The following is a 12,372-nucleotide window of genomic DNA, read 5'->3' as shown; positions in this document are numbered from 1 at the left end:
TGATTAAAATTAATTAATAATAGTAATAAGATTTAATCTTTGAATGAAAGGAGAGAAATATGACGGAAAATCAGAATCACAACAAACAGTCAATTGTTGAAATAAATTTAGATGAAGTTTCAGATACTGAGTTACAGCAGTATTTTGATACTGGCTTGCTTGATGATGAAATCATGGCCTATGCTAAAGATAAAAATGAGACTTCATTTATTGAACAAAATAAAGATCACCTGACAGCCGTCTTTCTGATGCTGGATGGCGATTATAATCATTACAAAGTTGGTGATATGCCTAGGACATTGCCTATTCTTATGACAATGAATCAGGACCAACTTTTAGTCTTGACCAATACTAAAACTAGTAAATTATATGCTAAGTTTAAAGACAATATTGATGACAGTAAAACACCACTATATCATTTGTTCTATATTCTTACGCTAATCAGTCAACAATATTTCCAATTATTGGAAAAAGTTGCCAACAAACGGGACAAACTGATTAAGGATTTACAAAAACGAGCCAATAAGAAGAATATTGCTGATTTAGCAAAATTGCAAACAGGATCAGCTTATCTTTTAATCTCAGCCCAACAAAATGCAGATATGTTGCTTGAGTTTAAAAACTTTAGTATGTATGACTCAGCTAGTGATCAAGAAAAGGAAGTATATTCAGACGCCTACATTGAAAGTCGACAACTGAAAAACATGACATCTTTGCATTCGAAAATGTTGAATGATTTATCCTCTTCATATAATAATGTACTTAGTAATCGATTAAATGATAATATGACCAATTTAACTATTCTTTCACTTGGTCTGGCTATCATGACTTCAGTAACTAGTTTCTATGGAATGAACGTCAAGTTACCATTTGCTAAAGTGGATATTGTTTGGGTAATTATAACCATTTTATCAGCTATAGTTGCCATTGCATCCATGATTTGGATGCGCCGTTATGTTAGAAAAGATCATGATGATGATTAAGTAATGAAAGGAAGCTATGTTTAATCCCGCTTTACTATTTTCCAAACAAGTAGTTGATTATAATTTACTTGCCGATTTTGGTTTTATAAAGCAACCAGATCAATCCTATACTTACCAAACGACCATTATGGATGGAGCTTTTCAGGTTAACATTACAGTCTTTTCTAATAAGCAGATTGAAACAAATATCATAGACCTGGATATGAATGAACCCTACCACGCCATCTATGCTAATAACCGTTCTGGCTATGTGGCAGAAGTCCGACAGGCCTATACAGAAGTGCTTGAGGATTTTACTGGGCGCTGCTGTCAGGAGATGCCATTCTTATCTACTCAAATGAACAGAATGGCTACAAAAATCGCTGACAGCTTCGGCGATTCTTGGGACAAACCCTTCGAAAAAGCCAATGAGTACACTTCTTACCGGGTGGCTGGCAAGTGGTACGCCTTGGTTTATCCGGCTAAGGGAGAAAAGTTAGAGGGGATTGCCGACGACAAGAAGGACAAGGATTTTGAGGTGGTCAATCTCAAGGTCAAGCCTTCGGATATGGCGGAATTGCTGGCGCTTGAAGGCGTCTACCCCGCCTACCACATGTCCAAAAAATCCTGGGTTTCGGTCCTTTTAGATGACCAGATCTCAGACCAAGTCTTATGGAGATTGCTGAGTGAGAGTCGACGTTTGGTTGCTCCCTCAGCATTAGCGAATCCTGAAGGTGGCCCAGATTACTGGGTGATTCCAGCAAATCTCAAGTACTATGATATAGATCGCGAATTTGCAGCCAATCCAGTGATTCTCTGGACGCAAAAAGCCAGCATCAAAGCTGGTGATTACCTCTTTATCTATATTACGGCGCCGACCAAAGCCATTCGTTATGCCTGTCAGGTTTTGGAAGCCAATATCCCTAATAATGGCTACCGCAAGAAAACGGGGATCAATCAGTTGATGCGGCTACGGATGCTTGAATATTATCCAGACAATCAGATTACTTTTGATGTGATGAAAGCTCATGGGGTGACTGCCGTTCGTGGTCCGCGGAGGGTTCACCCTGATTTGCTTACTTACTTAAAATCACACCAGTTATTAAAAGAAAAATATTAAAAAGGAGACTAATTATGTCACAATTTATTGCAGATCAAAGCTTCTGGGAAATTTTTCCTGATGCCAAATTAGGTGTCTTGCTTTTGAAAAATTATGATGGTTTAGGCGAATCAAATTCTGAAATTAAAGCACTTTTGGAAGAAAGTCACAAATTAGCGAAAGTCTATATTGATGAAGAGAATTTCAGTGACAGTGAAGTCGTTCAAACTTATCGTAAGGCTTATCAAAAATTTAAAACGAAAAAAGGTGTCCGTTCAAGCATTGAAGCCCTTTTGAAGCGTGTTTCTAATGGGCAAATGATTCCTTCAATTGATCCATTAGTAGACATCTATAATGCTGCAAGCTTGCGTTTTGGTTTACCGGTTGGAGCAGAAGATATTGATCGTTTTGTTGGTGATTTGCGTTTGACAATCACTGATGGTGGTGATGAATTCTATCTGATTGGTGATGAGAAGAACAATCCAACGCTTCCTAATGAGCTTTGCTACAAGGATGAAGCGGGCGCGGTTTGTCGTTGTCTTAATTGGCGTGATGGCGAGCGGACGATGATTCAACCACACACAACCAATGCTTTTGTGGTTATTGAAGCCATTAACCCAGCTGATGCAGACCGCATGCAAGAAGCTCTGTCATTCATCGAAGGCCAAGCCAAACTTAATTTAGGTGCCGAGACAGAAATGTATATTTTAGACAAGTCACTCTCAAGTATTCAATTATAAGAAAAAGGACAAGTGAGAGCTTGTCCTTTACTTATTACTAAAAAAGAATGGTGGGGTGTAATGACTTAATGTTTCATAACAACTTTGGGCTGCTTCGTGGTCTTCGCAGACAATTAGGCAGGTATCGTCTCCGCAGACGGTGGCTACGATTTCTGGAATTTGCATGGCATCTAGGATAGACCCAAATGATTGGGCAAGTCCTGGTAAGGTTTTTAGGACAATTTGATTTTGAACCACGCGAAGCATCACAAGGGCATCCTCCATGTAAAAGCGCAAGCGATGTTCCCAACGGCTTTGAGAAATAGATAAAGCTTCATAATGGGTTTCTGTTCCGTTAGATACTTTTACCAAGTTAAGTTCTTTCATATCACGAGATAGGGTTGCTTGTGTGATATGGATTCCATTTTTTTTAAGGCGATCTTGTAGTTCTTGTTGGGTATGAATAGTTGTTTCTGAGATTAAAGAACGAATCAGTTGGTGCCTAGTCTCTTTTTTATTCATTTTCATTTTCCTTTAATTTAATGCAAATATTAACCAGAGTATATCAAAAAGATTGTTTACTGTAAAGTTTTTTCTGAACCGCTTTCACAAACGTTCGCATTATGATAGAATAGAAGTACTCGAGAAAAATAGGAGGTCGAATTTGATTAAAAGAGAAGATTATCAATACCTTAGAAAATTAGATGATTTTAAGTTTTTTTCAATTGAAGAATTTGATAAGATTGTCGGACAAATGGAACATCGTAAAGCTCCTAAAGGACATATTTTATTTTTTGAAGGCGATCGACGGGACAAACTTTTTCTAGTAACAGATGGTTACTTTAAAATTGAACAAACAGACTCATCTGGTGAATTTGTATATACGGATTTTATTAGACATGGTACTGTATTTCCATATGGTGGCTTATTTAATGATTCCAATTATCATTTTTCTGTCGTAGCGATGACCGAAGTTTCTTACTATTATATTCCTACAGACCTATATGAAAAATTCTCATTAACCAATCAAACACAAATGATACATCTTTATAGTAAAATATCTCGTTTACTAGAATTACATGAGTTAAGAGTAAGAAATTTAATTACATCAAGTGCCACTTCACGAGTTGTGCAATCACTAGGTATTTTACTAATTGAAATGGCTAAAGATGATGGTAGTATCCCCTTCCAATTAACAAGTAGTGATATTGCTAGTATGAGTGGGACCACTAGAGAAACTGTAAGTCACGTACTTAGGCAACTGAAGAAAGATCAGCTAATTGAGTCAAAAGGGAAGTACTTAACTTTCCTTGATAAAGACTATTTTATGAATTATACAAGTTAAAATCGAAAAACTATATTTTTTTCGATTTTTTAAACTTTTTTACATTTATTTTAAATTTATAAACATAAATTTTTACGAAAAAATGCAAGAAACTTACAAGTAAACGTATACAAATTTATAAATATAGATTTCGAGACAGCAAAGTGTAAACGATTACACAAAAATTAGTGAAGGAATTCCCATTTTTTTCAACTATAAAAGGTAAACTATAAATGTAAGCAAGGTTTAGAAAACCTTGAAACGTGAATTCACAACTTATCACATTTAGAAAGAGGTATTACTTATGACTGCTAAATCACCGATTCATGTTTATTCTGAAATTGGGAAACTTAAAAAAGTTTTACTACACAGACCTGGTAAAGAAATCGAAAACTTGATGCCAGACTATTTAGAAAGACTTTTGTTTGATGATATTCCTTATTTGGAGGATGCTCAGAAAGAACATGATGCGTTTGCAGAAGCGTTAAGAAATGAAGGCGTAGAAGTACTTTACTTAGAAAAATTGGCTGCTGAATCTTTAATTAATGATGAAGTTCGTGAACAATTCATTGACGAATACATTTCAGAAGCTAATATCAGAGGTCGTGCTACTAAAATTGCGATTCGTGAATTCTTGATGGCTATCAAAGATAACCAAGAATTGATTGACAAAACAATGGCAGGAGTTCAAAAATCTGAACTTCCAGAAATTGCTGCTGAAGAAAAAGGATTGACTGACCTTGTTGAATCTAACTACCCATTCGCAATTGATCCAATGCCTAACCTTTATTTCACTCGCGATCCATTTGCAACAATTGGTGAAGGTGTATCACTTAACCACATGTTCTCTGAAACACGTAACCGCGAAACATTATACGGAAAATATATTTTCACATATCACCCAGTTTACGGTGGTGAAAAAGTTCCTATGGTTTATGACCGTAGCGAAAACACTCGTATAGAAGGTGGAGATGAACTTGTTCTATCAAAAGATGTTCTTGCTGTAGGTATTTCACAACGTACAGATGCTGCATCAATTGAAAAATTATTGGTAAACATCTTCAAACAAAACATTGGCTTCAAGAAAGTATTGGCATTTGAATTTGCTAACAACCGTAAATTCATGCACTTAGATACAGTGTTCACAATGGTTGACTATGATAAATTCACTATTCACCCAGAAATTGAAGGCGACCTACGTGTTTACTCTGTAACATATGAAAACGATGACCTTAAGATTCACGAAGAAAAAGGTGATCTAGCAGAATTACTTGCAGCTAACCTAGGTGTTGAAAAAGTTGAATTGATTCGTTGTGGTGGTGATAACTTAGTTGCTGCTGGACGTGAACAATGGAACGATGGTTCAAACACATTGACTATCGCACCAGGTGTTGTAGTAGTATATAACCGTAACACAATCACAAACGCCATCTTAGAATCTAAAGGTTTACGTTTGATTAAAATCAACGGAAGTGAATTAGTTCGCGGTCGTGGTGGACCTCGTTGTATGTCAATGCCATTTGAACGTGAAGATCTCTAATTATTATTAACGTTATGAATACATTAAAAGTAGGTAGCCAACCTTATCAAAGAGCAGCAAGTTTATTTATCCGCTATTCCGTCTTTGTATTAGAAAAAGATATTAAGATGGAAGACGAATTTGACAACAATGACGAAAATGGGACCATATACTCAGTTCTATATGAAGATGATCTACCAGTTTCTACGGGGCGCTTCCTAGCCGAAACAGATTCTGAGGCTCGTTTAACTAGAATTGCTACACTTCCTAACTACCGAGGAAAAGGATATGGTGCCCAAGTGATTCACTCCTTAGAAAAATATGCAGTAGAGAAGGGCTTTGAAAGATTGGTTATTCATAGCGAATTAACTGCTAAATCATTCTATGAAAGCATCGGCTACCAAGCTTTTGGTGATATTTATATCGAAGATGGTGAAAAGTGTCAATCACTTCAAAAACAAATAAGATAAACGGAGAAGAATATGGACATATTTATATCCTTATCTGCACTAATGGGTGGCTTTATAGCTGTCTATTTATACAAAAACAGTAAAAAGAAATAATACGAATTCAAAGGAGAAAGAAGATGACTCAAGTATTCCAAGGACGCAATTTCCTAGCAGAAAAAGATTTTACACGCGAAGAATTTGAATATTTAATCGATTTCGCAGCACACTTAAAAGATCTTAAAAAACGTGGGGTTCCACATCACTATTTAGAAGGCAAAAACATTGCCCTATTATTTGAAAAAACATCAACACGTACTCGTGCCGCATTTACAACTGCTGCCATCGATTTAGGTGCACACCCTGAATACCTTGGAGCAAATGATATTCAACTTGGTAAAAAAGAATCAACTGAAGATACAGCTAAAGTTCTTGGACGCATGTTTGACGGTATTGAATTCCGTGGATTCAGCCAAAGAATGGTTGAAGAATTAGGTGAATTCTCAGGTGTTCCAGTATGGAATGGTTTAACTGATGAATGGCATCCAACACAAATGCTTGCTGACTACTTGACTGTAAAAGAAAACTTTGGAAAATTAGAAGGCATTACTCTTGTTTACTGTGGTGATGGACGTAACAACGTTGCTAACTCACTATTAGTTGCAGGTACACTTATGGGTGTAAATGTACATATCTTCTCACCAAAAGAATTGTTCCCAGAAGAAGAAATTGTAAAACTTGCTGAAGGTTTTGCTAAAGAATCTGGTGCTCGCATCCTTGTTACTGATGATGCTGATGAAGCAGTTAAAGGTGCAGATGTACTTTACACTGACGTTTGGGTATCAATGGGTGAAGAAGATAAATTCAAAGAACGTGTTGAAATGCTTCAACCATTCCAAGTTAACATGGATTTAATTAAAAAAGCAGACAACGAAAACCTTATTTTCCTTCACTGCTTACCAGCATTCCATGATACAACAACTGTTTATGGTAAAGATGTTGCTGATAAATACGGTGTAGAAGAAATGGAAGTTACTGATGAAGTATTCCGTAGTAAATATGCTCGTCATTTTGACCAAGCTGAAAACCGTATGCACACAATCAAAGCTGTTATGGCAGCAACTCTAGGAAATCTATTCATTCCTAAAGTGTAATCATCAATAACACATTAACTATTTCTTGGTCGTTCTGGATCTGGCAACACTTACCAGAACCAGAACGACCTTTTATTTTTTAAAATTAGAGGTAAATAAAATGGAAGAACAAAAAAAACGGGGCTTTAGCATTCCTTCTTCTTACACAGTTCTTTTTATCATCATTGCTATTATGGCAGTTTTGACTTGGGTTATCCCGGCCGGAGCCTATGATACAACTAAAGATGGTGCCGTTATTTCTGGAACTTATCATGCTGTTAAATCAAATCCTCAAGGTTTATATGATGTCTTCATGGCACCTGTTCGCGGTATGTTAGGTACAGATAAAACTGATGGCGCAATCCAAGTTTCATTCTTTATCCTAATGGTTGGTGGATTCTTAGGTGTTATTAATAAAACAGGTGCTCTTGACCAAGGTATTGCATCTGTTGTTAAGAAAAATAAAGGCAGAGAAAAGATGCTCATTGCCATTTTGATTCCTATCTTTGCATTAGGTGGAACAACTTATGGTATGGGTGAAGAGACAATGGCTTTCTATCCATTACTAATTCCTGTAATGATTGCCGTTGGTTTTGATACACTTGTCGCCGTTTCAATCATCCTTATTGGTTCCCAGATTGGATGTTTGGCTTCAACAATCAATCCATTCGCAACAGGGGTAGCAGCTGACGCAGCCGGTGTCTCTATTGCAGATGGTATGATTTGGCGTATTATTCAATGGGTTGTCTTAGTGGCTATTTCAGTTTGGTACGTTCACAGTTATGCTGACAAAATTGAAAAAGATCCAAGCCAATCACTTATTGCTGATAAAATGGCAGAACATAAAGAATTGTTTAAACTTGAAAACCAAGGCGAAGATATGACTAAACGTCAAGGTCATGTATTGTGGATTTTCATCATTACATTCTTAATCATGATTCTTAGTCTTATTCCTTGGGAAGACTTTGGTATAAAATTATTTACAAATATCAACAATGCACTTGTAGGAACTCCTGGACTTAATACATTCCTTGGTAAAGACATGTTGCAATTAGGTTACTGGTATTTCCCAGAAATTTCTATGCTCTTCATAATGATGTCTATCTTGGCAGCAATGGTTTATAGAATGAAAGAAGAAGATTTCATTTCTTCATTCATCGCAGGAGCAGCTGATTTACTTGGTGTAGCAATTATCTGTGCGGTAGCACGTGGTATCCAAGTTATCATGAACGATGGTATGATTACTTCAACGATTCTTTCTTGGGGTGAGAAAGGACTTTCAGGTCTATCTTCACAAGTATTCGTAATCTTAACTTACTTATTCTACTTACCAATGTCATTCTTAATTCCATCAACTTCAGGTCTCGCTGGAGCGACAATGGGTATCATGGCACCTCTAGGCCAATTCTCACATGTACCAGCTCACTTGGTAATTACTGCATTCCAATCAGCTTCAGGTGTACTTAACATCGTATCGCCAACTTCAGCAATCGTTATGGGTGCTTTAGCTCTTGGTAAAGTTGATATTGCAACTTGGTGGAAATTTGTAACTAAATTTATCGTTTTAGTAATGGTAGTCAGCCTTGCTGTTATGCTGATTGCGACATTCTTCATCTAATAATTGAAGACAATGGGAGGTAAAAGAATATGAAGTCCTATATTACCAAAGATCATCAAGATGCATGTGTAGAAGCAATCAAAACAATTGTATCTTATCCTTCAGTTTGTAACGAAGGGGAAAATGGTACCCCATTTGGGCAAGCAATCTCTGATGTCTTAGAAAGAACTTTACAACTCTGTGAGGAGTTAGGGTTTAAAACTTATAAAGATCCTGACGGTTATTATGGCTATGCTGAATACGGTCAAGATAAAGAAATGTTAGCTATACTTTGTCACTTGGACGTTGTTCCTGAAGGAGATCGTAGTCTTTGGAAGACAGATCCATTTGAATGTGTCGAAGTAGATGGTCATCTCTATGGACGAGGTACACAAGATGATAAAGGTCCATCAATGTTAGCCTTGTTTGCAGTTAAATCTCTTATGGATGCAGGTGTAACCTTCAATAAACGCATTAGATTCATTTTTGGAACTGATGAAGAAACATTATGGCGCTGTTTGAACCGTTATAATGAAAAAGAAGAACAAGCCACTTTTGGCTTTGCTCCTGATTCAAGCTTCCCTCTTATTTATGCTGAAAAAGGTTTATTGCAAGCAAAACTAGTTGGTGATGGTTCTGATACTCTTGAAATTGAAGCTGGAAAAGCCTACAATGTCGTGCCAGCCCGAGCTTCATATCGTGGTGAATATCTTGGTCAAGTTAAAGAAGAGTTAAACCGTCTTGATTTTGAATATGTTGAAAAAGATGGGAAAGTTACCGTTTATGGTCTTGCCCAACATTCTAAAGATGCTCAATTTGGTATCAATGCACTTGTTCGTCTTGCAAAATCACTTGACGCACATGTTGATGAACCTGTAATTGATTTCTTAGCAAATGTTGTTGATGAAGATGGTAGAGGATTTAATATCTTTGGAGATGTCCAAGACGAGCCATCAGGGAACTTAAGCTTTAATGCTGCTGGATTAACCTTGAATAAAGATCAAACAGAAGTTCGTCTCGATATTCGTATCCCAGTTTTAGCTGATAAAGATCAACTTGTTCAACAATTAACAGCAAAAGCAAAAGAATATGGCCTAACTTATGAAGAATTTGATTATTTAGCACCATTATATGTTCCAATAGATAGTGAACTTGTTACAACACTATTAGATGTATACAGAGAAAAAACTGGTGATCAAAGTCCAGCTGTCTCATCTGGTGGAGCTACTTTTGCACGAACAATGCCAAATTGTGTGGCATTTGGGGCTTTGTTCCCAGATTCTGTTCAAACAGAACATCAAGAAAATGAAAACATCGTTTTAGAAGATGCTTTCAAGGCAATGGACATCTATGCGGAAACTGTTTTCCGTCTAACGCGATAATTAATTATGAGGAGAAAAAACGTATGACTAAACAAAAGATTGTTGTAGCATTAGGTGGTAATGCCATTCTTTCAACAGATGCATCAGCTAAAGCACAACAAGAAGCATTAATTTCAACTTCAAAATCACTTGTTAAATTGATCCAAGATGGTAACGAAGTAATCGTTACACATGGTAATGGACCACAAGTTGGTAACTTATTATTACAACAAGCGGCAGCTGATACAGAAAAAAATCCTGCAATGCCTTTAGATACATGTGTTGCCATGACTGAAGGAAGCATCGGTTTCTGGTTAGTAAACGCACTTGACAATGAATTGAAAGCTCAAGGCATTGAAAAGGATGTTGCAGCAGTAGTTACTCAAGTTATTGTTGATAAAAATGATGCTGCTTTTAGCAATCCAACAAAACCAATTGGACCTTTCCTTTCTGAAGAAGAAGCTAAGAAACAAATGGAAGAAACTGGCGCTAACTTTAAAGAAGATGCTGGTCGTGGTTGGAGAAAAGTTGTACCTTCTCCAAAACCAGTTGGCATCAAAGAAGTTAATGTTATCCGTAGCTTAGTTGATTCTGGTGTTGTTGTTGTCAGTGCTGGTGGCGGAGGTGTTCCAGTTGTGGAAGATCCTGAAACTAAATACATTACTGGTGTTGAAGCAGTTATTGACAAAGATTTCGCTAGTCAAACACTTTCAGAATTAGTTGATGCAGATATGTTCATCGTTCTTACTGGTGTTGATAATGTTTTTGTAAACTACAACAAACCAGACCAACAAAAATTGGAAACTGTAACTGTTTCACAAATGAAACAATATATCACTGAAAATCAATTTGCTCCAGGTAGCATGTTACCTAAAGTTGAAGCAGCAATTGCCTTTGTGGAAAACAAACCTTCTTCAAAAGCAATCATCACTTCACTTGAAAATATTGACAAGGTCCTTTCTGAGGGGGCTGGTACTCAAATCGTGTGTGATTAATTATATACTCTTAAAAGCCTTAGTTCCCCTAGGGCTTTTATTTTTTCCAAGAAATCCTTAATTATTTTAAAAATATAGAAAATTTAGTCTTTAAATATACTGAAATTCAGTGTATAATAAATCTCATATCTCATAATATGTGAGAAAAAAATATTTAAGGAGGAGCTATGAAAAAAAGTTTTATTCATCAACAAGAGGAGATTTCTTTTGTAAAAAATACATTCACACAGTATTTAATTGCAAAACTTGACGTTGTCGAAGTGCAAGGTCCGATTTTAAGTCGGGTCGGGGATGGTATGCAAGATAATTTATCTGGTATTGAAAATCCTGTTTCTGTTAATGTATTGAAAATCCCTGAAGCAAAATTTGAAGTTGTCCATTCATTAGCAAAATGGAAACGTCATACTTTAGCACGCTTTGGATTCAATGAAGGAGAAGGCCTCGTTGTGAATATGAAAGCCCTCCGTCCTGATGAAGATTCATTAGATCAAACGCACTCAGTTTACGTTGATCAATGGGACTGGGAAAAAGTTATTCCAGATGGGAAACGTAACTTAGCTTATTTGAAAGAAACAGTTGAAACAATCTATAAAGTTATTCGTTTGACAGAATTAGCTGTTGAAGCGCGTTATGATATTGAGGCAGTGTTACCTAAGAAAATTACCTTTGTTCATACTGAAGATTTAGTAACCATGTATCCTGATTTGACAGCTAAAGAACGCGAGAATGCCATTACTAAAGAACATGGTGCTGTTTTCTTAATTGGTATCGGTGGTGTCCTATCAGATGGAAAACCTCATGATGGAAGAGCACCAGACTATGATGACTGGACAAGTGCTAGCGAAGGTGACTATAAAGGTCTGAATGGGGACATTCTTGTTTGGAATGATCAATTAGAATCAGCTTTCGAATTATCATCAATGGGAATTCGTGTTGACGAAGACGCCTTAAAACGTCAAGTTGCTATTACAGGTGATTATGACCGCCTAAACTTTGATTGGCATAAATCACTCCTAAACGGCTTGTTTCCGCTCACAATTGGTGGAGGAATCGGACAATCCCGGATGGCTATGTTCTTGCTTCGTAAGAAACATATTGGTGAAGTCCAAACATCTGTTTGGCCACTTGAAGTTCGAGAGAACTTTGAAAACATATTATAAGAAGAACCTACTATTTTGGTAGGTTTTTTAATTTTTAAAGGATAAAAATTCTTTGTT

12 protein-coding genes are annotated in these 12,372 nt (G+C 36.6%); 11 read left to right on the top strand and 1 reads right to left on the bottom strand.

The features are described 5' to 3' along the window. The first annotated feature begins 59 nt into the window (after positions 1 to 59). The 3 genes from SPB_RS05015 to SPB_RS05005 are packed head-to-tail and all read left to right on the top strand — an operon-like array spanning position 60 to position 2,801. On the top strand, positions 60 to 983 hold the full coding sequence (locus tag SPB_RS05015) for a magnesium transporter CorA family protein (protein ID WP_003105503.1): 924 nt from the start codon (positions 60 to 62) through the stop codon (positions 981 to 983). A 16-nt stretch (positions 984 to 999) separates the two neighbouring features. Continuing rightward, entirely contained in the window at positions 1,000 to 2,082 is a 1,083-nt protein-coding gene (locus SPB_RS05010) for an MmcQ/YjbR family DNA-binding protein (protein ID WP_003105316.1), read from the top strand. A gap of 14 nt (positions 2,083 to 2,096) precedes the next feature. Further along, complete coding sequence (locus SPB_RS05005; RefSeq protein WP_003105375.1) at positions 2,097 to 2,801, top strand: B3/B4 domain-containing protein; 705 nt, start codon at positions 2,097 to 2,099, stop codon at positions 2,799 to 2,801. Between the two features lie 27 nt (positions 2,802 to 2,828). On the opposite strand, the gene argR is transcribed toward SPB_RS05005, so the two are convergent. Beyond that, on the bottom strand, positions 2,829 to 3,302 hold the full coding sequence (gene argR, locus SPB_RS05000; protein WP_003106066.1) for an arginine repressor: 474 nt from the start codon (positions 3,300 to 3,302) through the stop codon (positions 2,829 to 2,831). A gap of 142 nt (positions 3,303 to 3,444) precedes the next feature. On the opposite strand from argR, the gene SPB_RS04995 reads away from it, so the two are divergent. The 8 genes from SPB_RS04995 to asnA all read left to right on the top strand — a co-directional run bounded on the left by SPB_RS04995 (position 3,445) and on the right by asnA (position 12,315). Further along, positions 3,445 to 4,125 (top strand): Crp/Fnr family transcriptional regulator, encoded by a 681-nt coding sequence (locus tag SPB_RS04995; protein ID WP_003105542.1) that lies wholly within the window; start codon positions 3,445 to 3,447, stop codon positions 4,123 to 4,125. A 283-nt stretch (positions 4,126 to 4,408) separates the two neighbouring features. Next, positions 4,409 to 5,644 carry an arginine deiminase gene (arcA, locus tag SPB_RS04990; RefSeq protein WP_003104748.1) on the top strand — a complete coding sequence of 412 codons (1,236 nt, stop codon included), beginning with the start codon at positions 4,409 to 4,411 and terminating at the stop codon, positions 5,642 to 5,644. Positions 5,645 to 5,658: 14 nt separating this feature from the next. Further along, positions 5,659 to 6,093 (top strand): GNAT family N-acetyltransferase, encoded by a 435-nt coding sequence (locus SPB_RS04985; RefSeq protein ID WP_003104399.1) that lies wholly within the window; start codon positions 5,659 to 5,661, stop codon positions 6,091 to 6,093. A gap of 116 nt (positions 6,094 to 6,209) precedes the next feature. Then, a complete protein-coding gene (argF, locus tag SPB_RS04980; protein WP_003103580.1) occupies positions 6,210 to 7,223 on the top strand; it encodes an ornithine carbamoyltransferase in 1,014 nt (337 codons plus the stop codon). 100 nt (positions 7,224 to 7,323) lie between these two features. Continuing rightward, positions 7,324 to 8,820: a YfcC family protein gene (locus SPB_RS04975; protein ID WP_003102757.1), complete on the top strand. Its 1,497-nt coding sequence runs from the start codon at positions 7,324 to 7,326 to the stop codon at positions 8,818 to 8,820. A gap of 29 nt (positions 8,821 to 8,849) precedes the next feature. Beyond that, positions 8,850 to 10,181: a dipeptidase gene (locus SPB_RS04970; protein WP_003105780.1), complete on the top strand. Its 1,332-nt coding sequence runs from the start codon at positions 8,850 to 8,852 to the stop codon at positions 10,179 to 10,181. 23 nt (positions 10,182 to 10,204) lie between these two features. Next, on the top strand, positions 10,205 to 11,155 hold the full coding sequence (gene arcC / locus SPB_RS04965) for a carbamate kinase (protein WP_003103897.1): 951 nt from the start codon (positions 10,205 to 10,207) through the stop codon (positions 11,153 to 11,155). A 167-nt stretch (positions 11,156 to 11,322) separates the two neighbouring features. Beyond that, complete coding sequence (asnA, locus tag SPB_RS04960; protein ID WP_003105278.1) at positions 11,323 to 12,315, top strand: aspartate--ammonia ligase; 993 nt, start codon at positions 11,323 to 11,325, stop codon at positions 12,313 to 12,315. Positions 12,316 to 12,372 lie beyond the last annotated feature (57 nt).

Origin of the sequence: Streptococcus parauberis NCFD 2020 (assembly GCF_000187935.1) — a bacterium.
Classification (GTDB): domain Bacteria; phylum Bacillota; class Bacilli; order Lactobacillales; family Streptococcaceae; genus Streptococcus; species Streptococcus parauberis.
The sequence above is the reverse complement of the archived record's forward strand: the minus strand, read 5'-3'. Positions and strand labels throughout refer to the sequence as shown.

Coding starts and splice junctions, on each gene's coding strand:
- SPB_RS05015 (WP_003105503.1), top strand. CDS start 60: ATGACGGAAAATCAGAATCACAACAAACAGTCAATTGTTGAAATAAAT.
- SPB_RS05010 (WP_003105316.1), top strand. CDS start 1,000: ATGTTTAATCCCGCTTTACTATTTTCCAAACAAGTAGTTGATTATAAT.
- SPB_RS05005 (WP_003105375.1), top strand. CDS start 2,097: ATGTCACAATTTATTGCAGATCAAAGCTTCTGGGAAATTTTTCCTGAT.
- argR (WP_003106066.1), bottom strand. CDS start 3,302: ATGAATAAAAAAGAGACTAGGCACCAACTGATTCGTTCTTTAATCTCA.
- arcA (WP_003104748.1), top strand. CDS start 4,409: ATGACTGCTAAATCACCGATTCATGTTTATTCTGAAATTGGGAAACTT.
- SPB_RS04985 (WP_003104399.1), top strand. CDS start 5,659: ATGAATACATTAAAAGTAGGTAGCCAACCTTATCAAAGAGCAGCAAGT.
- argF (WP_003103580.1), top strand. CDS start 6,210: ATGACTCAAGTATTCCAAGGACGCAATTTCCTAGCAGAAAAAGATTTT.
- SPB_RS04975 (WP_003102757.1), top strand. CDS start 7,324: ATGGAAGAACAAAAAAAACGGGGCTTTAGCATTCCTTCTTCTTACACA.
- SPB_RS04970 (WP_003105780.1), top strand. CDS start 8,850: ATGAAGTCCTATATTACCAAAGATCATCAAGATGCATGTGTAGAAGCA.
- arcC (WP_003103897.1), top strand. CDS start 10,205: ATGACTAAACAAAAGATTGTTGTAGCATTAGGTGGTAATGCCATTCTT.
- asnA (WP_003105278.1), top strand. CDS start 11,323: ATGAAAAAAAGTTTTATTCATCAACAAGAGGAGATTTCTTTTGTAAAA.